Here is a 25,900-nt window from a genome sequence, read left to right on the forward strand (position 1 = left end):
CGCCCTCTTCGCTGCACTGCTCCACGTCCGCTATGAAATAACTCCGCCGGGATCGATCGTTTTTCGATCGCCACGATCCGCAGCATACAACCAGAGCGACATCGAAATCCTTAACGAAACATCAACTACTGAGCAACATCTCTAATGGAATATATTTTAGCTAAATGAATAAGATAAAAGTTTCTCTTATGAGAGGTGAAACGCTCACGCCCGCATCCATCCTTCAGGATTTATCAGGATCTTCATAGCGCTGTTTTGCGTCCAGAGCTTCCTGGCGCGTTTCGTGTTCGCTTATCAGCGTATCCTGATGGGGATGATCTGCCCGCAGCTGGTATCCGGTCACGGTTGAACCCGGCACACCTTTCTGCACTTCGACAATTCGGGCTTCACGGGGATAGGGAGGTTGAATGGCCATCGCTCGTCCTCAATGTCTTATGGATGAGCGTTAAGTATAGGCTAACTGGCGCGGGCCATTTGTAATGCGCTGAGGATAGCTTCCACCACCGCATCCGGAGAGCGGGTAGCGTCCACAATATGGCGGGCAACCTGCCGGTAGAGCCCTTCGCGAGCGGCGAGCACGTCAACGATTTCATCGGTAACGCCTTTCCCTGTCAGCGTTGGGCGCTGCCCTTCTTCCGGGGAAGCGGTCAGGCGTGAAGCCAGGACCTGTGCCGGAGCATGTAACCAAACCGGGGTGCCGTTTTCCTGCATAAACTGCCGATTGCCTTCTGCCAGCACCATACCGCCCCCGGTCGCCACAACCGTCGCCGGGGCCGTCACGCGCTGAAGCGCATCAGATTCACGAGCACGAAACCCTTCCCAGCCCTCTTCGGCCACAATCTCCGCCACGCTCTTACCGGTGTGGTTCAGCAGGAAACTATCGGTATCGACAAAGGCGTAACCCAGCGTTCTCGCCAATGCCTGACCGACGGTCGTCTTACCACAGCCGCGAGCGCCGACTAAGAATAGGGGTTGAGTCATCAAAGATAATCCTCGGAAATGCGGGCCTGAGGCCACTGGGGGGTAAAAGCAGGAAAACAAAATGCGATAATACCACTAAACTAGTACACAACAAGTGTAAACTTTTTATTACAAAAGTGAAGTTTATCGCTTAAAAGCTAGCTATTACGGCATTAACTGATACATAACAAGTGTAAACTAAATCCACCACTCGCTAACTGCGCCACAATACTTTAAACGCCAGGCCAATGACAACCCTTAATCTGAGATTCGGTAACACATTTATGGTTAGCTTTACGATTAAGGCGTTTCACCTACGCTGAATGTGATCCAGACTCGTTTTAAGATTTCATCATGACAGAGGTATGAACCATGCAAGCTGAAGAGCAGCGTCTTATCGACGGGCTTTTTGACCGTCTGAAACAGGCTGAAAGCCAAAGTGCCACCCGCGATGCGGCCGCCGAACAGCGGATTGCGCAACACCTCAGCCAGCAGCCGGGTGCCGCTTACTACATGACCCAGACGATCCTGATTCAGGAAGCGGCCATGAAGCAGCTGAATGGCAAAATTCAGGCCCTGGAAGCGCAGGTCAGCGAACTGGAGCAGAAGTCTCGCCAGCAGCAAAGCAGCGGCGGCTTCCTTGCCGGATTGTTCGGCGGCGGCGGCAGCAATAATACTGCTCGCGGCTCCGATCCGATTCCTGGCAGCCAGAACTATGGCGCCTCTTCTGCGCCAGGCTACGGCGCACCGCAACAGGGCGGATACAACGCCCCGGCCGGGTATGGTGCGCCACAGCAGCAGGCAGCCCCTGCCAGCGCGCCGCGTGCCGGAGGCGGGTTCTTATCTGGCGCGCTGCAAACCGCAGCGGGCGTAGCCGGTGGTGTCGTGGTGGCAGAAATGCTGACCAGCATGTTCCACCGCAGCCAGCCGGAAGAGATCGTCAATATTATCAATGAACCGGCGCCCACCTTCGACAACAGCTCATTCGATTCGGTCAACGACTACAGCCAGGTCGACGACCGCCAGTTCCTGAACCAGGGCGGCTGGCAGTCGCAGGACAACACCGATTACGGTAACGATGATTTTGGCGGCGACGATTACGGCGACGACGACGACAGCTTTATCTAAGACTTCTGCACCCGCGCGACCTTCAGCAGCCATTTTTCCAGCTCATTGGCAAACTGCTGGCGGTCGCGCTGGCTCAGACTGTCAGGCCCGCCGGTTTGCACGCCGCTGGCGCGCAGAGTATCCATAAAGTCACGCATCGTCAGGCGTTCACGAATGGTTGCAGGGGTATATAGCTCGCCCCGGGGATTTAGCGCCACCGCCCCTTTCTCCAGCACATCTGCCGCCAGCGGAATATCGGCGGTGATCACCAGATCGTCTTTTTCACAGCGACGTACAATTTCGTTATCCGCCACGTCAAATCCTGAGGCAACCTGAAGACTGCGAATAAAGCGCGACGGCGGCGTTTTCATCCCCTGATTGGCCACCAGCGTGACCATAACCTGAGCACGATCTGCCGCGCGAAACAGCACCTCTTTGATGACTTTTGGACACGCATCGGCATCCACCCAAATTTGCATTATGGCTCCTGACTTTCGTTGGGAATGGGGCGATTTTGCCGTGCTTTTGCTGAATGGCAAAATTTATCTGTTTCCACCCCGGCCCGCTCGCCGTTGCGTGCAAACATAGCCTAAGCGGCAAAAAGCGCGTTAAGCGATTGCTGACAAAGAGGGAAAAAGCGTGGTTTTTCCCTCTTTGTGGTTATCTGCCGAAAATCAATGAATTGATTTTCCAGTTTATTTTTATGGCGACACATTGCAGAATTTTATCCGCATTAGGTTTGTCAGAAGGCGGGTTAAGCTATTACCATCAAATAACAAAACACATCACCATGGAGTCATGCTATGGACAAGAAAATAGGGTTTATTGGCTGCGGTAACATGGGCAAAGCCATCCTCGGCGGCCTGATTTCCAGCGGCCTTGTGCCTGCCGGCAATATCTGGATCTACACTCCGTCGCCGGACAAAGTTCAGGCCTTATGCGAAGACTACGGCATTAACCCGGCGCAGAGCGCGCAGGAAGTCGCGCAGATAGCCGACATCGTCTTTGGCGCCGTGAAGCCAAATATCATGCTTAAGGTGCTGAGCGAAGTTAACTCCGACCTGAACAAAGACACCGTGATTATCTCCATTGCCGCAGGTATCACTCTGGAAACCCTGGCCAAAGTGCTGGGTCATGACCGGAAAATTATCCGTGCGATGCCGAATACCCCCGCGCTGGTGAACGCGGGCATGACGTCGGTCACGCCAAACGCGCTGGTCACGCCGGAAGATATCGCCGATGCGGTGAGCATTTTCCGCAGCTTTGGCCAGGCCGAAGTGGTAAGCGAGGCGATGATCCACCCGGTCGTAGGCGTCAGCGGCTCTGCCCCAGCCTACGTCTTTATGTTTATCGAAGCCATGGCCGATGCCGCCGTACTGGGCGGTATGCCGCGCAAACAGGCCTATCAGTTTGCCGCTCAGGCGGTGATGGGCTCCGCGAAAATGGTGCTGGAAACCGGTACCCATCCGGGCGAACTGAAAGACATGGTCTGCTCCCCCGGCGGCACCACTATTGAAGCTGTCAAAGTGCTGGAGGAGAAAGGTTTCCGCGCCGCCGTGATGGAAGCAATGGTGAAATGCATGGCGAAGTCGGAGCTGCTCGGGAAGTCCTGATTTTGATATAGCCCCTCACCCTAACCCTCTCCCCGCGGGGGAGAGGGGATTAGATCGAGCATAAATCTGCCGTTTCCCCCTCTCCCTTTCAGGGAGAGGGCCGGGGTGAGGGTGATTCAAAACAACTTATTTTTTCTTCAGGCAATTACTCATAAAGGTTTTTCTGGCGTCGCCCTTCAGCGATTGCTTCGCGGCGTCCGCATTACAGTCCTTCATTTTTTGCTGCTGAGGCGTCAGGGTTTTCCCCGCTGCGGCAGGCGCTTCCCCTTTGAGACAGCTACTCATGTAGCTCTTACGCTGATCCCCTTTCAGAGATTGCGAAGCCGCCTGCTGATTACAGGTCGTCATGCGCTGCTGCTGCGGCGTCATCGTTTTATCCGCCGCCGTTGCTGACCCAACCAGCCCTACCAGTAACACCGCTAATAATGAAAATTTCATACCTTATTCCTTTTTTATTGTGACGTTTAAAGCCTGGCCTAAGGCAAAAAAAATGCGACGTTTCCGCCGCATTTTTTTCTTACCTGTTACGCAAGCTCACTTTTACTCCAGCGCCATAGCCGATTTCATGGTGTAGAACAGATCGGTCTGGTCGGTCAGCCCCACCACATTGGCTGCATGTGGCCCATAGGCCGCCACGCGTAGCTGGGTGCCGGTATGCTCCTGAGATTCCCCCTCGGAGTTGCCGTAGCTGATGACCATTACCGCGCCGTCTTTGGTGTTAAGCGCCTGAGTCAGGCCAGGCGCTTTAGTGTCCGGCGCCACAATCTGGCTGGAATGAGCGTGGTCTGCGGTGACGATAACCAGGGTATTGCCGTCTTTACGCGCGAATTCCAGCGCTTTTTGCACGGCTTCATCGAGGTCGACCGTCTCACCTATCTGCCCGCATGGGTTAGCGGCGTGATCCTGTTTATCAATAGACGCCCCCTCAACCTGCAGGAAGAAGCCTTTTTCGTTGCCTTTCAGCAGGTCGATAGCTTTTTCGGTCATCTGCGCCAGGGTCGGTACGCTGCTGTCGCGCTTCGGATTTGGCGTACAGGTCACGGCTGGCTGATCGATATTCCCGTGGTAAGTTGCCTTCGGCCCTTCCCAACGCACAGGCATATTGCCGTCGGCGAACATACCGATCAGCGGTTTTTGCTGGTTAGCTTCTGTCACCGCCGCAAGACCGGCAGCGTTATCCACCCACTGATAGCCACGGGCATCGGCCTGCTCGCGCAGCGTTTTCCCGTTCCATTCACCGGCTTTTGCCGTTTCGCTAAAGGTTTTTGCCCCACCGCCAAGCGTCACGTCGGCGCGGGTATTCAACAGTTGTTCGGTAATGGAGCCTTTGCCCCCATTTTCCAGCGCATTAGTGGCACATTTCTCGCTGGTCGCGCTCGGGCCATAGCATTTACGCCCCGTCACGTGGGAAACCAGCGCCGCCGGCGTGGCATCCTGAATTTCCGCCGTGGATACGTTGCCCGTCGCCTTACCGGCCGCCTTCGCCAGTTCGAGGATGGTGACGTGATCTTTCCCGTCAACGTCCACGCCCAGCGCACCGTTATAGGTTTTCACGCCGGTGCTCCACGCCGTGGCGGAAGCAGCAGAATCGGTGACGTAATCCGGCTTTTTCGTTTTCTTGTCTAAAGAATAGTGAGTGTATTGCCCGGTCAGCGGTAAGGCATCAATTCCTTTAAAGAAACCACCAGCCCCTTCGGCATAGTTTCTGGCGGCGGTAATTTCCGAATCGCCCATACCGTCGCCAATCAGCAGAATAATGTTCTTCGCTGTTTTATTGTTGAGCGAGGCACGGATCGCTTCAGTTTGATCGCCTGTAATACGGCGAGCACCACCCGGCTGAGTTAAATCTCCCTGAGCGGCGCGATTTTCCAGAGGGGAAGAGGATGTTTCTTGTGATTTTGATGGGGCGCTGACAAGCAGCAAAGGCAGCAGGCTGGCGATAATTACGCTCTGTTTCACTTTATTTTCTCCATGTAGTAACTACTGAATATAAATAAAAACAGAGCGAGTATAAAAATGACTTATGACACTAATATGACAGTGAAATTTGATTCAACTACGGGGATGGATAAGGAGCTTTTTTAAATATTGACGGAGTAATTCGGTATCCTGGACCGGCACTGCCGTCTTTGGGGAGGCATCATCTAACGCCCCTTCAATGCTGGCAACCAGTGCCGAACGTTCTCCCTGTTCAAGGCGTCTCAATAAGGCTGTGACCACTATTTCCAGCGCTTCAACCTGAGCAACCAGCTCTTTCGATTCTTCTTCCTTTTCGGCGAGCTTAACCAATAACTCAGCAATAAGATTTTTCATTTTCTCAGTCCCTGCGGGGTTAAGACATGACGTTAACACTCAGATCCACCTAAGAGCAATATCTCAGGTTAAATATGTGCGTCACAGCAAATAGCTGCAATATTAAAATGATTCCGTCTGATAATAATCCCGGCAGCGAATTTTTTGCACCACAAAAAAAGAATAATGGAATATTATTCTCTACATCGACCGCGGCGACGAAACGAATAATAAGTCGAAATCAATCTTCATATTTCGCTCAATAATATTCCACGCAGTGAAACTGACCGGCAGCTTAAGTGCTTTTGTTGACCTGCGCCTGACGGGCATTTTTGCGCTTTAAAGCCAGCGCCAGTTGCCAGACATTGAGCAGCACAACCACGGCGGTTGCCGCAAAAACGTAACGAAAACCAGCCATTGCGGATACCCCGGCCCCCATTAAAGGCCCGGCGACATTCCCCAAATACATAAACGACTGGTTATAACCGAAGATGCGCCCGGTGACCTGGTCGCTGCAGTATTTGAGTAATAACGTTTGTACCGCAGGTAACATCGCCCCGTCGGCAAAACCTAACAAAAAGCGCAAAATGCCGAGCTGCACCGGCGAGGTGACAAAGGACATCGCCAGGAATAACACCACGGCGCAGCACAGCGTTGCCATCAAAATACGTTCGGTGCCAATCCGGTCGCCCAGTTTGCCCAGTTTAGGCGCGGCAAAGAGCGCGGAAATGCCCGGCAAGGCGGCAATAAATCCGCTCATAAACGCAATATTGTTACTGTCCGGCGCCAGCTGTTTGATAAACAGCGCCAGAATTGGCCCGATCGAACCGTTGCAGAGCTGGATCACCAGCGTGGTGATAAACAGACTGAGGATCAGCCACGGATACGGCAGCGTGGCGAACACCTCTTTCCCGGTCAGGCGCTCATCTTTGCTGATTTTTGGGCGAGCACCTTCTTTAATCAGCAACAGCGTCACCAAAAAGCTGACCATCAGCAGCCCGGCGGTGGCAAAGAAAACCGGCCTTAGCCCAAGATGATCCGCCATAAAGCCGCCGAGCAGCGGACCCACGATCACGCCGCTGATTTGCCCGGTAGACAGCGTGCTAATCGCCCAGCCGCTGCGCTCGCGCGGCACCTGAGAGGCAACCAGCGCCATAGCATTAGGGATATAACCCGACGTCAACCCCATCACCGCCCGGAGCAAAAAAAGCTGCCAGACGTTGGTGGCAAAGGCCTGCAGAAGAATCGCCACCGCCATACCAAACGAGGCGCGAAGCAACATCAGCTTGCGCCCTTTGCGGTCGGCCAGGCTGCCCCACATCGGCGAAACAATGGCCGAAACCAAAAACGTGACGCTGAACGTCAGGCCGGACCAAAGGGAAAGGGCTTCGTGGGAAGTGACGCCAAGCTGCTCAACGTAGAGCGGAAGAAAAGGCAAAATTTGGCTGATCGCAAGGCCGGTAAAAAAACAGCCGAACCAGACCGAAATGAGATTGACCTTCCAGGACTCCATAGCGCGCTTTTTCAAAGGGGATGCAACCAGAATAGAACGATTTCTGGAAAGCTTATCACACTAATGAATATTGCCGTCAGCGCCCCGGCGCTGTCATTACGATCCAGACATGATTGCTTACTAAAGCACATATCCTGCCCGACCGGACAGGTTGTTGCAGGAACCACATGAATCCCCGGAATGAGCGTGCTATGTTGTCCCCTTTCGTAAAGTTTATGGGTGGATTAAAGGCATGGCAAAACTGCGGGTTGGTATCGTGTTTGGTGGAAAATCGGCAGAACACGAGGTGTCGCTGCAGTCGGCAAAAAATATCGTCGACGCCATTGATAAGTCGAAGTTTGATGTTGTGCTGCTGGGGATTGATAAGCAGGGCCAGTGGCATATCAACGATGCGTCCAGCTACCTGCTGAACGCCAATAACCCGGCGCTTATCGCCCTGAACCGGTCAGAGAAAAACGTGGCGCTGGTCCCCGGCCAGACCGAACACCAGCTGATTGAAACCAGCACCGCAGAACAGCTTTCCCAAATTGACGTGATTTTCCCGATTGTGCACGGCACGCTGGGCGAAGACGGTTCCCTGCAGGGTATGCTCCGCGTCGCCAATCTGCCGTTTGTCGGCTCCGGCGTACTGGGTTCAGCGGTCAGCATGGATAAAGACGTCGCCAAGCGCCTGCTGCGCGACGCGGGTCTGAACGTCGCGCCGTTTATTACGCTAACCCGCGCTAACCGCGCCAAAATCAGCTTCGCCGAGGTCGAAAAACAGCTGGGTCTGCCGCTGTTTGTGAAGCCAGCCAACCAGGGCTCCTCCGTCGGCGTCAGCAAAGCCAGCACCGAAGAGCAATATCATGCGGCGGTGGCGTTAGCCTTTGAGTTTGACCATAAAGTGGTGGTTGAAACCGGCATCAAAGGCCGTGAAATCGAGTGCGCCGTGCTGGGGAATGATTACCCGCAGGCCAGCACCTGCGGCGAAATCGTGGTAAACAGCGAGTTTTATTCGTACGACACCAAGTATATTGACGAGCAGGCGGCGCAGGTTGTCGTCCCGGCGGCGCTCGATGCCGACGTTAACGATAAAATCCGTAAAATCGCGGTTCGCGCCTATCAGGCGCTGGAGTGCAGCGGTATGGCCCGCGTCGACGTGTTCCTGACGGAAAATAACGACGTGATCATCAATGAGATCAACACGCTGCCCGGCTTTACCAATATCAGCATGTATCCCAAGCTGTGGCAGGCCAGCGGTATCAGCTACCAGGAGTTGATTACCCGCCTGATCGAGCTTGCCCTTGAGCGTCACCAGCAGGACTGCGCGCTGAAAAGCTCAATCACGTCTTAATGCTTAAGGCTCCGCCGTGTCCGACTCTTCCCGGGGGCGGCGGATAATAAAGCCCGCAAGCCAGAAACCGATCGCCCAGGTCACCAGCCCCACCGCATAATTTTGCCAGCCCTTCGTTTCCAGCCCCAGCAGACCGACCACGCCATTCAGAATAAAAATCAGCCCAATCGCCACCGCATAGTAGTGCCAGTCCCGACGCATTTTCAGGGTTAACATAGCCGCCTCACGCATTCAAAAATAAGCCTGCAGGCATTGTCGCACATCGGCGGCAGAGAAACGCGCGGTTGCTGCGCACTCCGTCAGCATAATGTTAACGAGATTTACCTTAAGTTACTAAAATGTGAACTCGAGCAAAAAATGCAAATCCAGGAGGATTCTGGCCTTCAAATTACCAGCAATCTGATATTGACAATGCTTATCACCTGCCAGAATTCGCGCTATGAGATGCCACACATTCGGTTCAGATTGCGCTTTTACGGGAGGTCGTGATGCCTGATATTTCATTGTCGAAAGCCGTTATTCCGGCTACTCGGGTCATAATGACAGCAAAATCAGAAAGATCGGTGCCGGGCAACATTGCCTATGCGCTGTTCGTTCTCTTTTGCTTCTGGGTGGCCACCCAAATGCTGAATCTTATTGTGCAGGCCCCCGGCCTGCTGGAATACCTGGCGCAAGGCAACGATGCCAGCCGCCCGCGCATTGAGATGGGCCTGGCTGTCAGCACCGTATTCGGGCTGATTCCCTTCCTGCTTGGCGCTGCCGCCATCGGCATGGTCGCCCTGACGATACGCCTGAGACATCGCCGCCACTCTGCCTGGTATTACTGATGAAGATGGCGGAAGCTTTGCCGCTTCCGCCCAGTCTGGCTAGCGCTGCATGCAGCTTGCCCGCCTGTCGTCCACGCGTTTTGCAAACCATGCCGTGGTCAAATTACGGGTGATTTTAGGGCTTTCAAGCACGATCCCCGGCAGGATTTCTCTGGCCAGCGGCTGCCCCGCCTTTTTCTCCGCTATCGCAAAGACCTGCTTGTAAAGACTGGTTTTTTCAAACCCAATGCTGTCGCCTTTTTGCAGCGCCCGGCGGATTTCGCTGTCGCTCATATCCAGCTGTTTCGACAGCTTACGCACCGCCAGTTCGGTGCTGCTCGGTTTGTCGCTGGTGTAAAGGATCAGATCCCCGTCCAGCGCCAGCTTCACGCCCGTCGCCTTACTCACGGCACTCTGGAATGCCGCATTGCGGCTGGCGTACCAGCCCGCGTTGTAGTCGGCGAAGCGATAAAGCGGTTTCGTATAGTTAGCCGGGTAATTCAGCAAATGGTAAGTCCCGAACCAAAGCCCACCGCGGCGGGTGAAAACTTCCTGGCGCACCGTCCCTTCTATTTTCCACGGGTAGCCATCGGTATGTTTCTCGGCAAAGGCCACGCTGACCTGCATCGTGCCGCCGGTGCGTACCGGGTTAAAGCTGCCGAACAGCTTTTGTCCCATCGGCACCATCGTCAGGAAATCATCGAAAATAGCGCTGAGCTGCCCTTCGGTTTTGACGTTATCCAGCCGCTCGCTATAGCTTTTGCCGTTGGGGGAATTAATGCGCAGCGCGGTGTGCACCAGCAGCGGCGGAATGTGCATTTTCTCCGCACGGCGATCGATCTCTTTCCAGGCAATTTTATTTAACCCCGGCACAGCCGGATCGGCCTGCAAATTAGACTCCTGCAGCGCCACCGCCAGCACCGAACAGATATTCTCTTCGCTCTGCTCGAGGTTCTGGCTTTTCAGGGTCGTCAGCAGATCTTTTGCCAGCCCCGCCCGGTCCTTCACCCCGTCAGGGATTTTGCGCTGGGCCAGGGTTTCGATATCCACCGGTTTTGCCGCCGTTGTTTTGGTGCCCGGCGTTGTAGTTTTGGTTGTACAGCCGGCCAGCACAAGCAGTGACAGCAGCCCCGGCACGGCAAGCCGCCGGGCCGGAAAGAAAGAACCCACCATGTTAATTTCACTCCCTTTCATCATCAACCGCACCACCCTGCCTGTTTTTCAGTTTGTGCGCTACTGGAAATCACCGATTGACAACTATATGCCTGGTCAGTAATTTCATTTGCAACTACTGACCAGGCAAATATCATGAGTAACACTACGGGTAATCCCTCTTCCAAACTGCACCTTGGCCTGCTGATTCACCTGTCGAACCAGTTCAAAGACCAGCTCATCACCCAGTACTTTTCGCCGATGGGCATCACCGGTGCGCAATTTAAGGTCTTGATAAGCATCTTTAAGGGCTTTAACAGCCCGGTAGAAGTCAGCAAAAATCTGGTGATGGATACCGGCGCCATGAGCCGCATGCTTGAACGAATGGTGAAGCGAGGTCTGATCGTGCGTAACGTGAATCCCGAAGATAAACGCCAGGTTATTCTGGCGCTGACCGAGAAAGGGCAAGAGCTATGCGAAGCTTTCCAGAACGACGCGCTGGCGTCGATCATCGGCACCCTTACCGAGCGCCTGACGCCTGAAGAATCAAAGCAGCTCAATGAACTGCTGATCAAAATGCTGCCGGATGAGATCACCGAGCGCCACCTCTAAGCTTTCTGATTAAGGCCACATACAAAATGCAAACCTCTACCGAGCAGGTTGAACGCGCGCCGAGCAAGCGCAAGCGTAACTTCGCCATTTTTCTCATTATCCTGCTGCTGATCGGCGCAGGCTGCGTGGCATGGTACATGCTTTACGCGCGCTATTACGAAACCACCGATGACGCCTACGTCAACGGCAATCAGGTCACGCTGACGCCGCAAATCGGCGGCACGGTGACGCAGGTCAGCGTCGATGAAGGGGACTACGTCGAAAAAGGACAGCCGCTGGTGCAGCTCGACCCGAGCGACACCGAAATCGCGCTCCAGCAGGCAGAAGCCAACCTGGCAAATACCGTGCGCCAGGTACGTGGGCTTTACAGCACTGCGGATAACTACCGGGCTCAGGTGGCCGCGAAGCAGGTTGCGCTGCAAACCGCGCAAAGCGACTACGCTCGTCGCCAGAAGATTTTTGCCACCGGCGCCATCGCCGCTGAAGATTTGGCCCACTATCGCGATGCCGTCACCAGCGCGCAGAGCGATCTCACCGCCGCCCAGCAGGCATTGCGCACTAATTTAGCGATGGTGGATGACACCGTTATCGACAGTCATCCGGAAATTAAAAGCGCCGTAGCCACGCTGCGCCAGCGCTTCCTCGATAACGCACGCAGTACCATCGTGGCGCCGGTGAGCGGCTTTGTGGCTAAACGCGCTGTTCAGCTGGGAATGCGGGTTGATTCCGGCACCACCCTGCTGGCGATCGTGCCGCTGGATCAGGTCTGGGTCGACGCCAACTTCAAAGAGAGCCAGATGCAGGCTATGCGCCTGGGGCAGAAAGTGACGCTCACCGCCGATCTCTACGGGGACGACGTGGAGTATCACGGCACCATTGAGAGCCTCGGTATCGGCACCGGCAGCGCCTTCTCGCTGTTACCGGCCCAGAACGCCAGCGGGAACTGGATCAAAATCGTTCAGCGCCTGCCGGTGCGCATCACGCTTGATCCGCACGACATGCAAAAGCACCCGCTGCGGGTAGGCCTGTCAATGTTCGCTCGCGTAGATATTCGCAATGCAGACGGCCACCTGCTGCCGCAAAAAACCGTCGCCGCGCCGCGCTTCACCACCGACGTTTACCAGAACGCGCTGGACGAAGCCGACAAACTGGTCACGAAAATCCTTCATGACAACAGCCAGCCGGTAGCGTCAGCCAACCGCTAAGAGAGACGTTATGCAAGATAAGGCGGCGTTTACGCCTCCCAGCCTGCTGCTGGCGACTATCGCGCTGTCGCTGGCGACGTTTATGCAGGTGCTGGACTCCACCATCGCTAACGTGGCGCTGCCGACGATTGCCGGTAACCTCGGCGTCAGCGCCGATCAGGGGACCTGGGTTATCACCTCGTTCGCGGTGTGTAACGCCATTGCCCTGCCGCTGACCGGCTGGTTTACCCGCCGGTTCGGGCAGCTCAAACTGTTCGTCGGCTCGGTGGCGCTGTTCACCCTCACTTCGTTCCTGTGCGGCTTTGCCCACAGCATGACCGAGCTGATTATCTTCCGCGCGCTGCAGGGTTTTTTCGCTGGGCCAATGTTCCCGATGTGCCAGACGCTGCTGCTGATTATCTTCCCGTCCAGCAAGCGAAGTATGGCGCTGGCGCTGCTGTCGATGGTGACGGTTGTCGCGCCGATTGTCGGGCCAATCACCGGCGGCTGGATCACCGATAACTATTCCTGGCCGTGGATCTTCTACATCAACGTGCCGATTGGGATCTTTGCCGCCATCGTGGTCTGGACGCAGCTGCGCGAGCGAGAAGAAACGACCACCATCGCCCCTATCGACTACATCGGTATTGCGCTGCTGGTGCTGGGCGTAGGGTTGCTTCAGGTGGTGCTGGATAAGGGGAACGATCTCGACTGGTTCGCCTCGCCGGAGATCATCACCATGTCGGTTATCTCGGCGGTTTCGCTGGTGTCGTTTGTTATTTGGGAACTGGGCGAGCGCCACCCGATAGTCAACCTGCGGCTGTTCGCCGACCGCAACTTCGCCATCGGCACGCTGTCGCTGACGCTGGGCTACGCGGCGTTCTTCGCCATCAACATTATCCTGCCGCAGTGGCTGCAAACCCAGATGGGCTACACCGCAATCTGGGCCGGGCTGGCCGCCGCCCCGATGGGCGTGCTGCCGCTGTTGCTGACGCCGATTGTCGGGCGCTACGCCAATAAGGTTGATATGCGCCTGCTGGCCACGCTGTCGTTCGTGACCATGGGCGCTTCATGCCTGCTGCGCGCGCAGTTTAATACCAACGTGGATTTCCGCACCATTGCCGAGGTACAGCTGTTTATGGGCATTGGCGTGGCGTTCTTCTTCATGCCGATCACCACCATCGTGCTGTCGAACCTGCACGGCGTTGAGGTCGCGGAAGGCTCCGGCCTGGCAACCTTCTTCCGCGTGCTTGGCGGGTCGTTTGCTTCCTCCCTGACCACCTGGATTTGGTCGCGCCGCGAGGTTTATCACCACGCCAACCTGACGGAGAGCGTATCGGTCTGGAATCCGTCGGCGGTGGATTATCTGCACAAGATGGGCGGTGCCACGCAGCAGCACCTGGCCGCGGTGGATAAAACCATCGAGCAGCAGGCCTATATGATGTCGACCATCGACTACTTCTGGCTACTGGGCTGGGGCTTTATGGCGCTGATTGTCGTGATTTGGTTTGCCCGTCCGCCGTTTGTGCGGGCCGGTGCACCGGGTGCCCCTTCCGCAGGGCATTGATCAGAAAGAACCAGTAAAAAGGGATGGCATTGCGCCATCCCTTTGCGGTTTCTGACGAAGAGGGAAAAAGCGTGGTTTTTCCCTCTTCGTGATTATCAGCCGAAAATCAATGAATTGATTTTCCTGATTTTTTAACAAGCTGTCCGGTATTTCTTCTGTCCACAGTGTTTATCACCCGTCTGAAAGGGATGGCATTGCGCCATCCCTTTTCTTTTAGCCTCAGACGGCTTCTTCGGTACCCGGCACCGGCACATCCTGCAGCGTTCGCTCGAAGCTACGCAGACGTTTGTAGATCGACATCAATTCAACCAGCGTGGTCCAGGAACTGATCAGGTACTGGAAGGAGCCACGCACCTGACCAAAGGCGTTGGTGATCTGCTGCATCAGCCCCAGGGTAATGGCACCTGCGGCTATGGAAGGGAACAGCAGGAAAAGACCAAACACGTTGTCTATCTGCAGATAAAGAATGCGCACAATATTAAAATAGGTGTAGTGGAAGTAGAGGCGGAAATAGTTATGCCGCACATCGCCAAACAGCGCTTTAACTGTTGGTGGCGTAGCACGATTGCCGTCATCTTCCCCGTAAACCAGCTCTTTACGGTAGGCAGCCTCAACCTTCTGGTTATTAAACTGCAGCCCCGGCAGCTTTATCCCCACCGCGGCCAGCAGACCCGTTCCCATCAGCGACCAGATAATTGCCGCAATCACCAGGCCATAAGGCACCGCTCCGACAATCGGCAATTCTTTAACGTGTGGAGACAGCGCGACAAGAATCGGCAGGAAAGCAATCAGCGTCATCACCGACTGCAGCAGGCTCACGCCCATGTCTTCAAGCGTCGAGGCAAAGCGCATGGTGTCTTCCTGCACACGCTGGGCCGCCCCTTCGATATGGCGCAGCTTCTGCCAGTGCTCCATATAGTAGTCGTTCATCGCCGTGCGCCAGCGGAACACATAGTGGCTGATAAAGAAGCTGTTCAGCACCCCAACGGTGACATAAATCAGCGCGATGCCAAGGAACACGCCGGTTTCGCTATAAAAACGCTGCAGCGGGACTTTATTCGGGGAGGCTAACGCGGTTTGGATAAGGTCAAAGAACGGCGCATACCAGGCGTTGATCGCCACGCCCAGTTCGACCATAAACCAGGTCACAAAGACGATAAGCGAAGAGCCGAGAATTGACCAGCGCTGCCACGGATGCGGACTCACCAGTGCCCATACACCGGCAAAAAGGCCCACACTGACAGCATAAAAAGCATAAAAAACAAATGCTTTTAACGTCCAGAAACGTGCCGCACTGATCGGTATTTGCTGGCTGGCACCCGCAAGGTTTTCCAACCACAGGCCGCCGCCGGCCTGCCAAAATATGACTGCGAGTAGTCCCCATATTGCCGCCGAAAGAAAAAACAGCTTCGGCGACGGGAAGAAAGATTTGAACATGACAACACTCCTGGGACGACTTTTTGTTGTTATATCTGCTGGTTATAGCGAACGTTCTACGATAATGCTTGCGGAATGTTGTATCAAGGAGTGAGAGAGGCTTACATAAACTGGCGCCAGCCTTTGACAATGGCCTCGGCCGTTTTTATGCGGGGGCCAGGAGACCGTTGTGCCCCTTCCCCGCCACCACAAGGCCGGGTTCAGGCCTGCCAACGCACTTCAAAAACGTAGTACACCTGCCTGAAGATTAAACCGTGTAGAGCCCGGCGTGACCGAAAGGCCGGGTTTTAAAACGGCGGTGCAGCCACAGATATTGCTCCGGCGCGCGCATAATTTCGTGCTCAATCTTACGGTTCATATAGGCTGCGGCAGCCTGCTCATCTTCGCCAGGATAATCACAAAACTCCGGCTCGATGACCAGCTGGTAGCCCGTCCCGCAGGGTTTGCGGATCAAAACCGTGGTCAGAATGGCAGGCTTTGCCAGGCGGGCAATGGTAAAGGTGCCGTTGGTTGTTGCCGCCTGCTGAACCGCGAAGAAAGGCGCGAAGGAACTGCCTTTTGGGCCATAGTCCTGATCCGGGGCGAACCACACCGCCTCACCGGATTTCAACGCTTTCACCATCCCCTTCAGGTTGCGCCTGTCGAGCATCGCTTTGTTGGAACGCGAGCGCCCACGGGTTTGCACGTATTCCATAACCTTATTGTTGTGTGGCCGATACATCGCCATCATTGGGCGACATAACCCCATCACGCGCCCGCCCAGCTCCAGCGACATAAAATGCACGCCGATAACCATCACACCTTTGCCATTATCGCAGGCGGTATTGATGTGCTCCAGGCCGCGGACGTCAAACCATTTACGTACCCGATCGTCAGACCAGAACCAGGCCATACCGGTTTCAATCAACCCCATGCCGAGAGAGCCAAAATTTTTCTGCACGATCATCTCGACCTGCGCCTCAGTGTAGTGAGGGAAGCAGAGACGTAGATTCTGGCGGGCAATGGTCACCCGACGCTTCAGAAAACGCATGGAGAAACGACCAATCAGGTCGCCCATTTTCATCAATATCGGGTAGGGAAGCTGCACCCATAGCCAAAGCACACCCAGTCCAAACCAGGTCAGCCAATAGCGGGGATGCAGGAGACACTTATTAAACAGCAGGTTAGTAGACATATTCACTTCTTTAATGCGATGAGATGATGTATCGCATAAAGAATTGAATCGATCGCGGTACGCCTTAAGCCGTTACTAAGATTCCGGAGTTCAGCAATAGTTGCACTCAGGCCGTTAATAACGGGCAGGATAATACGCACTTTTTGCTTAAGCAGCGTAGCGAAATCATCTGTCTCTAATATTATTTAAGATCTTTCTTTGTAACCGCCGGGCAACCGCGCCAGCCGGAATCTACAAACGGGCAAAAAATGCTTTATTAAGCCGCAACTGACAAACTTTTGTGCGTCATCTGGTGATGTAACGCACGGTTACGCTTTTCAGGCCGTAAAGGCTGAATTGACGCTTTGCATAAGGGCGCAGAGTAGTATAAATACCTGCAATACCGCCTTATTTTTCTAACTGGATTTTTGCGTTGAAAACTCGTCTTCCTCGTCTTCTTTTGCTGGCCGCGGCGCTGCTGCCGGCGCTCAGTTTTGCGCAGCCGTCTCCGGCACCTGAATTTGCCGCTGACGTTGTCGATCGCTATGCCAACCATATTTATTACGGCAGCGGGGCGACCGGCATGGCTATCGTGGTGATTGACGGTAACCAGCGGGTGTTTCGCAGCTTCGGCGATACCCGACCGGGCAATAACGTTCGCCCGCAGCTGGATTCGGTGATCCGCATCGCCTCACTGACGAAGCTGATGACCAGCGAAATGCTGGTAAAAATGCTCGACCAGGGCAAAGTCCAGCTCAACGATCCGCTCAGCAAATATGCGCCTCCCGGCGCCCGGGTTCCGACCTTTAACGGCCAACCGATTACGCTGATTAACCTGGCCACTCACACCAGTTCCCTGCCGCGCGAACAGCCCGGCGGCGCAGCACACCGCACGGTGTTCACCTGGCCGACGCGGGATCAGCGCTGGAACTGGCTCTCGCAGGCCACGCTGAAAGCGGCTCCTGGCACCGTGGCCGCTTATTCAAATCTGGCGTTTGATCTGCTGGCCGATGCCCTGTCCCGCGCAACCGGCAGGCCGTATGCCGACCTGTTCGATGAACAAATTGCCCGCCCGCTGGGGATGAAAGACACCACCTTTACCCCTTCGCCAGACCAGTGCAAGCGACTGATGATCGCCGAAAAAGGCGCCAGCCCTTGCGATAATACGCTGGCGGCAGTGGGCAGCGGCGGCGTCTATTCTACGCCCGGCGACATGATGCGCTGGATGCAGCAGTTCCTCTCTTCCGACTTCCACCATCGCGGCAGCCAGGCAGACAGAATGCAAACGCTGATTTATCAGCGCAGTCAGCTGCACAAAGTGATTGGCATGGACGTGCCGGGAAAAGCTGACGCGCTGGGCATGGGCTGGGTCTGGATGTCACCGAAAGAGGGCCGCCCGGGCATTATTCAGAAAACCGGCGGCGGCGGCGGCTTCATTACCTATATGGCGATGGTGCCGCAGAATAACGTGGGCGTTTTTGTGGTAGTCACACGCTCATCGCTGACGCGCTTCGTCAACATGAGCGACGGCGTGAACGATCTGGTGACTGAACTCAGCGGCAATACGGCCGTAGAAACACCAGCATCCTGAGGATTGCGCGCGGCGTTTAGCTTACCGCCGCGCCATTTTTACGGCGCTTTTTATCCACATACATAAGCGTGTCCGCCTCGCGTATCGCATCGTCCGGCGTGATAGTAGCCGGATTAACGGCAATGGCACCGATGCTGGGCCCCGCATAATCAATCACGCAGGATTTTAGCTGATACTCGCCGCTCAGCAGCTCTGTCAGTCTGGCACGAAAAGCCCCCGTCGCTCGAAGGGCTTCGCTGTATTCACTCGGCCCCGCGCCGGCGACGATAAACTCATCGCCCCCCAGTCGCCCTAAGACTTCATCGCCCCTGACGCCCTCTTTCAGCCGCTTACCTATGGCGCAAAGGAAGTCGTCCCCGGTTTCATGCCCGTGCAGATCGTTTATCTGTTTAAATCCATCCAGATCGGCAAAGGCTACCAGCACGTAGCGGGCATCATCTTTAGCGCGCGAGAACAAGCGAGGCAGCTGATCGAAAACCGCGCGGCGGTTAGGCAACCCGGTTAATTCATCAGTGTAGCTGGCGGTCGTCAGCGCGACGTTGGCCTGCTGAAGCTTTTTCAATAGCTGCTCATTTTGAATCTGCTGTGCAATCAGCTGAGAAAACAGCTGCAAGACCTGTTCGCTATGATCGGTCAGCTCGCGCTGTTCAGAGCTGGCGGCGCAGAGCGTGCCGTAGAGCGAACCGTCGGCAAGGGTCACGGGCGTGCTGACGTAGGTCACAATCCCCAGCGCCTTTGCCGCTTCAGAGTCACCCCAAACGCTGGCAACATCGCAGGTATAACGGCGGCCTTCGTCTAACGCGCGTTTACACAGCGTGTCTTCCCAGGGCACGGAAAGCCCTTCGGGAATATTCATCGCCCTGGTATTGCGGGAGAAAACAATTTGCTGCTGGCTGCCCTCCGCATCAATGCGGGTCAGGTAGGTGGATTCCATGTTAGTCACCAGCTCCAGCATTTCCAGCAGCTGTCTGACCAAACCTTCCAGGGTGTATTCGGCGTCTAAAGCGGAAGAGATTCGCTCAATCAGATTATCAATCATCACACTGAAATACCTTTATCGGAGGTGCAGACTTGCGCCGGGAAGCGCACTTTTTACCGTATCACAACGGCAACTTCTACCCCTCAAAATATGATATTTCCGCCGGTAATTAAACCTTGCAAAATGTAGCGACTTAGTGTGAATGCAGCTTGCCCCGGGAATCCAGAGAGATAAGTACCACCGAAGAGATAATCAGCAGCGACCCCAGCCAGTCCGGCAGCGTAAAGCTAATGCCCAGCAGCAGCACCGAGAGCAAGGCGCTGCTCAACGGCTCCGCGCAGCTAAGAATGCTGGCCTTTGGCCCACCAATCATTTGTGCGCCGGTCAGGTAGAGGCTGAAGGTGATCGCCGTGCCGACTATCACCAGATAGAAGAAGGCCAGCAGCGTGCCGCCGGTCACGGTGAAACTGCCGATTTGGCTGGCGTAAAACGGTAGCAGCGCCGCGCCGCCCAGCAGCATACTCCAGCCCACCACGGGTAAGGTACCGTAGCGCGCAATCAGCTTCGAGGGCCAGGTCGTGTAGAACGCTGCGGCAAACGCGGAAGCAATCCCCCAGAACAATGCGCTGCCGGAAATGGTAATCGACGCCGGGTTACCGTGGGTCACCAGCACAAACGTCCCGATGAGCGAAGTCCCAATCGCGGCATAAACCAGTTTGCCGGAACGCTTTTTCCGCACAAAGGCGAACCAGGCCACGATAATGGTCGGCGAAAGGAATTGCAGCACGGTTGCTGTCGCGGCGTTGGACTGTTCGATGGTCAGCAGGAACGTCAGCTGCACCGTCAACGCGCCGCAGAGGGTAAAAATCAGCAGGGAAATCAGGTCGTCACGCTGTTTAAACACGGCGAAGATTTTGTCCCCGTGCATAAACGACAGCATCAGCAGAATCAGGCCGGAGAACAGCAGCCGTAGCATGGTCAGCGACGCCGAGGAAATATGGCTTTGCTCCATGATGTACTGCGCACAAACCCCGGAGCTTCCCCACAGCACCGCCGCGAACAACACATACAGCATCCCTTTCCGACTAACGCTCATTCCCCTGCCCTTTTAACACCCGTTTCTTTAGGGCAGCATGATAGCGTAAATCAGGGAGGATTAGTTGCCAGACGTTGCTATCGGCAACGTCTGGCACAGCATAATCAGCGGCTATCGTAGATTATAAATGACACTTACCTGAATGAAATTTTTTTTCTCGTGGTGTGCAACCGTAATCGTCTCCTCAGGATCGCTTCCTTTCCAGCACGTTCCATCGATAAAACAATCATCCTGTTTTGTATATCCTTTTCCCTCCAGATAAAGATCAACTTTGCTGGAGTCAGCAATATCATAAAAGCTGACTACATGGATAAATGCGGCAGGCCCGGTAATATTCACATAATTAAAGTCGTAGCGGGGTGAAATACGCGGCATTTCTCGCAGAATATCGGGGGTATAAAATTTATATTCCCGCTTGTCCTGTTCGGTGTAATGGGCGCTACCCTCAAAGCTCATCTCTATATAGGGCCAGGACCAGACCAGCCCGGCGGTAATCACCACAGCGACCGCGATAAGCACTTTTAAAGCGTTACGCATAAGGCAACGTCCCTCCCTTGGCTTTATCGATATATGAGCCATCGGCGCTGGCAATCCTGACAATGCCTGAGCGGAAATCGCTCCACGGCCTGACGGTTTGCATAAAATTTGGCAAGTTGCCTTTATAGGGCCTGCCGTTGGGGAAGATATCGGGGTCGGGAAACAGCAGCGGCCGGAATGACTCGTTTTTCCAGCTGCCTATTTTGCCGTAATGATCCCAGCGTTTAAGCGCCTTTTCTCGGCTGACTACACCTAACATAGCAAAAGGTTTTGGGATAGAAACAACCCGATAGAACCCCAGCAAATTTGACACCAGATCCTCGCCGCTGAATCCACTGTCCGTCACCAGGCTAACGGGGAATGACGCCTGCAGCCCTTCGAACTTACGCGTCAACGACATCATCATTGCCAGTGCAATACTTCTGCGCTCAAGCAGGGTACGGCCACGTTTAATCCGCCATTTAATAAACTTGCCCATCTTTATGTTACTTACCTGTTCAGACATAGACTGTGAGTAGCTCACATCGTAATATTCTTTCCCCTGCCTTTCCCCCGAGTCAATATCCCGCAACAAATTTCGTATATCGGTCCCCTGCGCATGGCCTAAATCGATCCACCCCAGGACTTCGGTATAAATCAGTCCATAGGTAGCTATATGTGCTGAATCACTGCCCTTTATATCGCTCCGCTTGCTCATCGCTTCACACTCCTTGTTCAATGGATGAGATTTAATCTATGCAGTCACCTATTTTATTCATCAGGATTATATTACCCAGACATCACATCATTAAATATGATAACTCATAAAACAAATCCCTCTCGATTATATATAATCTCTCAAACCAGGAGGTAAATTGCCATTGGCGAATATAAAATAAGAACTTAATTAATTTTTAATTATAAATAACGCCAACCCGATTAAAAGCAGCTGGCGTTATTTGGGGGGACTTTAGTGGGTTTTACGGCGCAGCAGCTTAAAGGCAATAAACAGGCAGACGATCCAGGCCGGCAGCAGCATGGCAGACAGGCGCATCCCGTCGATGGTACACATCAGCCCCAGCACCATCATCATAAAGGCGATGCACAGGTAGTTACCGAACGGATAGAGCAGCGCCTTGAAGCGGGTTTCATGCCCCTGGCTGCGCATCGCGCGGCGGAACTTGATATGCGCCAGCGAAATCATAATCCAGTTCAGCAGCAGCGTCGCCACCACCAGCGCCATCAGCAGGCCAAAGGCGTCATGCGGCAGCACATAGTTGAGGACAACAACCAGCGAAGTGATCGCGCCAGACAGCAGCAGTGAATTCACCGGCACGCCACCGCGGCTGACTTTCGCGAGGAATTTTGGCGCATTGCGCTGCACGGAGAGGCCGAACAGCATGCGGCTGTTGGAATACACGCCGCTGTTATAAACCGACAGCGAAGCGACCAGAATCACGAAGTTGAGCGCCGAGGCAACCACATTGCTGTTCAGCTCGTGGAAAATCATCACAAACGGACTGCTGTTGGACTTGATCTCCAGCCACGGGTAGAGCGAAAGCAGCACCACCAGCGAGCCGATATAAAACAGCAGAATGCGATACACCACCTGGTTTACCGCCTTCGGAATGGTAGTTTGTGGCGAACGCGCCTCGGCCGCCGTAATGCCGATAAGCTCCAGCCCGCCGAACGAGAACATGATCACCGCGAGGGACAAAATCAGCCCGTGCCAGCCCGTAGCGAGGAAGCCGCCGTGCTGCCAGAGGTTGCTGACGCCCGCGCGCTCGCCGCCGTGCCCGGAAGCCAGCAGCCAGATGCCGAAGCCAATCATGCCGACAATCGCCAGCACCTTAATCAACGCAAACCAGAACTCCATTTCGCCGTAGAGGCGCACATTCACCAGGTTCGCGGCATTAATCACCACGAAGAACAGCGCCACCCAGGTCCAGGTCGGCACGTCCGGGAACCAGTACTGCATGTAAATGCCACCGGCGGTCAGCTCTGCCATGCCGACCAGCACGAACATCACCCAGTAGTTCCAGCCGGACAGGAAGCCGGCAAACGGCCCCCAGTATTTATAGGCAAAATGCGAAAACGAGCCGGAAACCGGCTCTTCAACCACCATTTCACCGAGCTGGCGCATGATCAGAAACGCGATGATCCCCGCCACGCCGTAGCCCAGCAGGACGGCGGGACCCGCCATTTGTATCGCCGGGCCAATGCCGAGAAAGAGTCCGGTGCCTATCGCACCGCCCAGCGCAATCAGCTGAATGTGGCGATTCTGCAAGCCGCGCTGTAATTGATGGCCATCCTCCGGCCCCGCACCCTGGCCCTGTGGCTCAGAGGCGACTGACGTGTTTTTCACGCCCTGCTCCTTTGTGATTTGTCAAAGGGGCACCTTTTAACACCTGAAGCTAAGAGTGGCAAGGAATGGTTACACTTCGGAAATAATCCCCGGTGAATGTTATGCTCGCCCCCGTTTATCACCGGAGGAAAGGAGCAGGTATTGAAAACGCAAAAACGGGCGCTGGGCTGCGTGGCTATCGTCGTGGATGATTACGACAAGGCGATTGAATACTACACCCAAAAACTGGGCTTCACGCTCGTGGAGGACACGCCTCAAGAGGGGAAACGCTGGGTTGTGGTCACGCCAAACCCGGAAAGTGATTGTCACCTGCTGCTGGCCAAAGCGACCAACGAGCGCCAGCAGGCCTCTATTGGCGATCAGTGCGGCGGCAGGGTTTTCCTTTTCCTTCATACCGATGATTTTTGGCGCGATCACGCCATGATGACGGCCAACGGCGTGCATTTCTGCGAAGTTCCACGAGAAGAAGAATACGGCACGGTTGCGGTCTTTGAGGATCTCTACGGCAACCGCTGGGACTTGCTCCAGCACAACTAATACGCTTTGTGGGGGCTACGGAAGTAAAAAGTTAAATACTCTAAATAATTCAAGCTACAACAAGGCGGCAAGGCCAGTCATCCCCAGGAGCATAGCTAAACTATGTGACTGGGGTGACAAATCCGTCGGGAACGGATTTGAACGCTGCTCGCAGCGGCCCTTTACGGTGAGGCTCATGGATAAGCCGAATAACAGGTACAGCCAACGCAGGTGTAGCTTGAAGAGTGACGAGTATAAGGCATAGCGTTTCGTTATTAGACAGGCAAGATCCGGGCTTTTATCTTTCGTCATGATTTGTAAATTTTACAGCAAAAAATCTTGAGGGAATGCTATTGGCCAGGTTACTTGACGCATTACAAACAAAACCCACGCGCTTTCGCCTGGCCTTACAGGCAGCCCTGATTAGCAGCGTGGTGGTTTTCTCCGGCGCGGCGGCGGCCGATGACCTCTTAAAAGAGGGCATCACGCCCGCCACCGACGCCAGCCAAATCCCGGCCACGGCCAAGCTGCGCAAAGACACCGTGGTCGCCGGGATTTCCGAACCTCAGGGCATCTTCAACCCTTACTTCTTCGTTAACGGCTGGGATGAAAACGTCACCAACGTCATTTTCTCGCGCCTGATCGACTGGGACAGCCACGGTAATCTGGTCCCTGGCCTCGCCGAAAGCTGGACGGTCAGCCCGGATGGCAAAGTCTATACCATCAAACTGCGCCCTGGCCTGACCTTTAGCGACGGTTCCCCGCTGACCGCCGAAGACGTCGCGTTCACGCTCACCGTGCTGTATGACCCGAAATATGACGGCGATACCGACATTACGCTGGCCAACATCGCGGGTGGGGCCGAATACAAAGCCGGGAAAGCCGACAGCGTCAGCGGCCTGAAGGTGATTGACCCGCTCACGCTGCAGGTCACCACCACCCAGCCGGGTGCGACCACGCTGGGCAAAATCGGCGGCCCGGTGCTGTCGAAGGCCTACTACGGCAAAGGCTACCAGCGCGGCAATCTGGATTACCTGCGTACCCTGCACGGCAAACCGCTGGGCAACGGCCCGTATGTGTATGAAAAATACATTCCCGGGCAGGAAATTCGCTTCCATGCCAACACCCATTTCTATCGCGGTACGCCGCCAACGCCGCGCTTTATCTATCGCGTCACTAACCCATCTACCAACTTCCAGCTGTTCCAGACCGGCGAGACGGATTACGACGCCTTTACTTCCCGCCCGGACGATGTTGAGCAGCTAAAACTACTGGGCTTCGCCAATATCAACCTGTACGGCTCCAGCGACTACAGCAAGGTTGAGTTCAACGTTCGCCGCCCGGCGCTGCAGGACGTAAAAGTTCGCCAGGCGCTGATCTACGGTCTGGATCGCCAGAAACTGATCGACGTGGTCTACCAGGGCTACGGCACGGTCGCCAACGAGCCGATCTCGCCGATCTCCTGGGCTTATAACCCGGAGGGCGTGAACCCGTATAAATTCGATCAGGCGCAGGCGAAAAAACTGCTGGATGAAGCAGGCTGGAAGCCTGGCCCGGACGGCATCCGCGTGAAGGACGGCAAGCGCCTGGAGCTGACGCTGCTGGTCAGCAAAAAAGTGTTGAACGATGCGCTAATCCCTATCGCCAAAGAGAACTGGCAGCAGATCGGCGTGCTGCTGAAGCCGCAGGTTGTCGACTTCAATGCTCTGATGGCGCAGCGTAAAGCGGGCAACTACGACCTGGCCTCCTTTAGCACCAGCACGCTGAACGATCCGCACGACGGCGTGTGGGATTACTACAGCACCGAAGCCAAAGAGTCCGGCTATAACAATCCGCAGGTGGACAAGCTGATTAACGAAGGCAACGCCACGCTCGACGAAGAGAAGCGTAAAGCTATCTACCACGAGCTGTACAAAGTATTGGCGGCAGATCCCCCGGTGATTCTGCTCGGCAACCGCAAAATCCTGTCCGCCAGCAGCGCCCGCGTCACCGGCTTTAAGCCAGACATCTACAACGGCCTGACCGGCAGCCTGCCGGATGTGAAAATCGTTAAGTAACGCAGTCACCCTTGCCGTCGCCCTTTCACCGGGGCGGCGGCAGTGAGAACG

Annotated in this window: 26 protein-coding genes; 10 read left to right on the plus strand and 16 right to left on the minus strand. The window is 55.0% G+C overall.

Annotated elements, in window-relative coordinates; genetic code table 11:
- Window positions 1-223: 223 nt before the first annotated feature.
- Window positions 224-415, minus strand: coding sequence for a YaiA family protein (locus tag F3J29_RS12395; protein ID WP_166866415.1), 192 nt, complete (start codon window positions 413-415; stop codon window positions 224-226).
- Between the two features lie 41 nt (window positions 416-456).
- Window positions 457-981, minus strand: a complete 525-nt coding sequence (gene aroL, locus F3J29_RS12400; protein ID WP_166866417.1) for a shikimate kinase AroL — start codon at window positions 979-981, stop codon at window positions 457-459.
- A 351-nt stretch (window positions 982-1,332) separates the two neighbouring features.
- On the opposite strand from aroL, the gene F3J29_RS12405 reads away from it, so the two are divergent.
- Window positions 1,333-2,088 (plus strand): DUF2076 domain-containing protein, encoded by a 756-nt coding sequence (locus tag F3J29_RS12405; RefSeq protein ID WP_166866418.1) that lies wholly within the window; start codon window positions 1,333-1,335, stop codon window positions 2,086-2,088.
- Here F3J29_RS12405 and F3J29_RS12410 read toward each other — a convergent pair.
- Window positions 2,085-2,546: a YaiI/YqxD family protein gene (locus F3J29_RS12410; protein ID WP_166866420.1), complete on the minus strand. Its 462-nt coding sequence runs from the start codon at window positions 2,544-2,546 to the stop codon at window positions 2,085-2,087. The two genes, F3J29_RS12405 and F3J29_RS12410, sit on opposite strands and share 4 nt — an antisense overlap.
- Window positions 2,547-2,870: 324 nt before the next feature.
- On the opposite strand from F3J29_RS12410, the gene proC reads away from it, so the two are divergent.
- On the plus strand, window positions 2,871-3,680 hold the full coding sequence (gene proC, locus F3J29_RS12415) for a pyrroline-5-carboxylate reductase (RefSeq protein WP_166866422.1): 810 nt from the start codon (window positions 2,871-2,873) through the stop codon (window positions 3,678-3,680).
- A gap of 126 nt (window positions 3,681-3,806) precedes the next feature.
- Here the strand turns inward: proC and F3J29_RS12420 are convergent, their stop codons facing one another.
- From F3J29_RS12420 to F3J29_RS12435, 4 genes are all read right to left on the minus strand, one after another.
- Complete coding sequence (locus tag F3J29_RS12420) at window positions 3,807-4,118, minus strand: PsiF family protein (protein ID WP_008454479.1); 312 nt, start codon at window positions 4,116-4,118, stop codon at window positions 3,807-3,809.
- Between the two features lie 102 nt (window positions 4,119-4,220).
- The gene (gene phoA / locus F3J29_RS12425; RefSeq protein ID WP_039290692.1) at window positions 4,221-5,639 is read right to left on the minus strand and encodes an alkaline phosphatase; all 1,419 of its coding nucleotides are present in this window, start codon (window positions 5,637-5,639) and stop codon (window positions 4,221-4,223) included.
- A gap of 93 nt (window positions 5,640-5,732) precedes the next feature.
- Entirely contained in the window at window positions 5,733-5,993 is a 261-nt protein-coding gene (iraP, locus tag F3J29_RS12430; protein ID WP_038475168.1) for an anti-adapter protein IraP, read from the minus strand.
- A 274-nt stretch (window positions 5,994-6,267) separates the two neighbouring features.
- A complete protein-coding gene (locus tag F3J29_RS12435) occupies window positions 6,268-7,485 on the minus strand; it encodes a multidrug efflux MFS transporter (protein WP_166866424.1) in 1,218 nt (405 codons plus the stop codon).
- A gap of 232 nt (window positions 7,486-7,717) precedes the next feature.
- On the opposite strand from F3J29_RS12435, the gene ddlA reads away from it, so the two are divergent.
- Window positions 7,718-8,818, plus strand: coding sequence for a D-alanine--D-alanine ligase (ddlA, locus tag F3J29_RS12440; RefSeq protein WP_166866425.1), 1,101 nt, complete (start codon window positions 7,718-7,720; stop codon window positions 8,816-8,818).
- Between the two features lie 3 nt (window positions 8,819-8,821).
- Here the strand turns inward: ddlA and F3J29_RS12445 are convergent, their stop codons facing one another.
- Window positions 8,822-9,034 carry a DUF2754 family protein gene (locus F3J29_RS12445; RefSeq protein WP_166866427.1) on the minus strand — a complete coding sequence of 71 codons (213 nt, stop codon included), beginning with the start codon at window positions 9,032-9,034 and terminating at the stop codon, window positions 8,822-8,824.
- A gap of 272 nt (window positions 9,035-9,306) precedes the next feature.
- Here F3J29_RS12445 and F3J29_RS12450 point away from each other — a divergent pair, with 272 nt between their 5' ends.
- On the plus strand, window positions 9,307-9,645 hold the full coding sequence (locus F3J29_RS12450; protein WP_166866430.1) for a DUF2755 family protein: 339 nt from the start codon (window positions 9,307-9,309) through the stop codon (window positions 9,643-9,645).
- A 39-nt stretch (window positions 9,646-9,684) separates the two neighbouring features.
- On the opposite strand, the gene F3J29_RS12455 is transcribed toward F3J29_RS12450, so the two are convergent.
- A complete protein-coding gene (locus F3J29_RS12455; protein ID WP_166866688.1) occupies window positions 9,685-10,797 on the minus strand; it encodes a DUF1615 domain-containing protein in 1,113 nt (370 codons plus the stop codon).
- Between the two features lie 135 nt (window positions 10,798-10,932).
- On the opposite strand from F3J29_RS12455, the gene F3J29_RS12460 reads away from it, so the two are divergent.
- The 3 genes from F3J29_RS12460 to F3J29_RS12470 are packed head-to-tail and all read left to right on the plus strand — an operon-like array spanning window position 10,933 to window position 14,139.
- Window positions 10,933-11,388 (plus strand): transcriptional regulator, SarA/Rot family, encoded by a 456-nt coding sequence (locus tag F3J29_RS12460; protein WP_166866432.1) that lies wholly within the window; start codon window positions 10,933-10,935, stop codon window positions 11,386-11,388.
- A gap of 26 nt (window positions 11,389-11,414) precedes the next feature.
- Window positions 11,415-12,593, plus strand: a complete 1,179-nt coding sequence (locus F3J29_RS12465; RefSeq protein WP_166866434.1) for an HlyD family secretion protein — start codon at window positions 11,415-11,417, stop codon at window positions 12,591-12,593.
- Between the two features lie 10 nt (window positions 12,594-12,603).
- Window positions 12,604-14,139, plus strand: coding sequence for a DHA2 family efflux MFS transporter permease subunit (locus F3J29_RS12470; RefSeq protein WP_166866436.1), 1,536 nt, complete (start codon window positions 12,604-12,606; stop codon window positions 14,137-14,139).
- Window positions 14,140-14,358: 219 nt separating this feature from the next.
- Here the strand turns inward: F3J29_RS12470 and sbmA are convergent, their stop codons facing one another.
- Together sbmA and lpxP are read right to left on the minus strand one after the other, a co-directional pair.
- On the minus strand, window positions 14,359-15,576 hold the full coding sequence (gene sbmA, locus F3J29_RS12475) for a peptide antibiotic transporter SbmA (protein ID WP_166866438.1): 1,218 nt from the start codon (window positions 15,574-15,576) through the stop codon (window positions 14,359-14,361).
- A 247-nt stretch (window positions 15,577-15,823) separates the two neighbouring features.
- On the minus strand, window positions 15,824-16,750 hold the full coding sequence (gene lpxP / locus F3J29_RS12480) for a kdo(2)-lipid IV(A) palmitoleoyltransferase (protein ID WP_166866440.1): 927 nt from the start codon (window positions 16,748-16,750) through the stop codon (window positions 15,824-15,826).
- 412 nt (window positions 16,751-17,162) lie between these two features.
- On the opposite strand from lpxP, the gene ampH reads away from it, so the two are divergent.
- Window positions 17,163-18,320 carry a D-alanyl-D-alanine-carboxypeptidase/endopeptidase AmpH gene (gene ampH / locus F3J29_RS12485; RefSeq protein WP_166866442.1) on the plus strand — a complete coding sequence of 386 codons (1,158 nt, stop codon included), beginning with the start codon at window positions 17,163-17,165 and terminating at the stop codon, window positions 18,318-18,320.
- Window positions 18,321-18,336: 16 nt separating this feature from the next.
- Here ampH and F3J29_RS12490 read toward each other — a convergent pair whose 3' ends face one another.
- The 5 genes from F3J29_RS12490 to pheP form a co-directional block, all read right to left on the minus strand.
- Window positions 18,337-19,359: a sensor domain-containing diguanylate cyclase gene (locus F3J29_RS12490; protein ID WP_166866689.1), complete on the minus strand. Its 1,023-nt coding sequence runs from the start codon at window positions 19,357-19,359 to the stop codon at window positions 18,337-18,339.
- A gap of 133 nt (window positions 19,360-19,492) precedes the next feature.
- Window positions 19,493-20,395, minus strand: a complete 903-nt coding sequence (locus F3J29_RS12495) for an EamA family transporter (protein WP_166866444.1) — start codon at window positions 20,393-20,395, stop codon at window positions 19,493-19,495.
- A gap of 111 nt (window positions 20,396-20,506) precedes the next feature.
- Window positions 20,507-20,932 (minus strand): hypothetical protein, encoded by a 426-nt coding sequence (locus F3J29_RS12500; protein ID WP_166866446.1) that lies wholly within the window; start codon window positions 20,930-20,932, stop codon window positions 20,507-20,509.
- A complete protein-coding gene (locus tag F3J29_RS12505; protein ID WP_166866447.1) occupies window positions 20,925-21,629 on the minus strand; it encodes a hypothetical protein in 705 nt (234 codons plus the stop codon). Before F3J29_RS12505 ends, F3J29_RS12500 begins: the two co-directional genes overlap by 8 nt.
- 252 nt (window positions 21,630-21,881) lie before the next feature.
- Entirely contained in the window at window positions 21,882-23,276 is a 1,395-nt protein-coding gene (pheP, locus tag F3J29_RS12510; protein ID WP_166866449.1) for a phenylalanine transporter, read from the minus strand.
- A 141-nt stretch (window positions 23,277-23,417) separates the two neighbouring features.
- On the opposite strand from pheP, the gene F3J29_RS12515 reads away from it, so the two are divergent.
- Together F3J29_RS12515 and F3J29_RS12520 are read left to right on the plus strand one after the other, a co-directional pair.
- Window positions 23,418-23,813, plus strand: a complete 396-nt coding sequence (locus tag F3J29_RS12515) for a VOC family protein (RefSeq protein WP_008454438.1) — start codon at window positions 23,418-23,420, stop codon at window positions 23,811-23,813.
- 326 nt (window positions 23,814-24,139) lie between these two features.
- Window positions 24,140-25,849, plus strand: coding sequence for an ABC transporter substrate-binding protein (locus F3J29_RS12520; RefSeq protein ID WP_502706558.1), 1,710 nt, complete (start codon window positions 24,140-24,142; stop codon window positions 25,847-25,849).
- Window positions 25,850-25,900 lie beyond the last annotated feature (51 nt).

Origin of the sequence: Enterobacter sp. Cy-643 (assembly GCF_011752815.1) — a bacterium.
Taxonomy (GTDB): Bacteria; Pseudomonadota; Gammaproteobacteria; order Enterobacterales; family Enterobacteriaceae; genus Cedecea.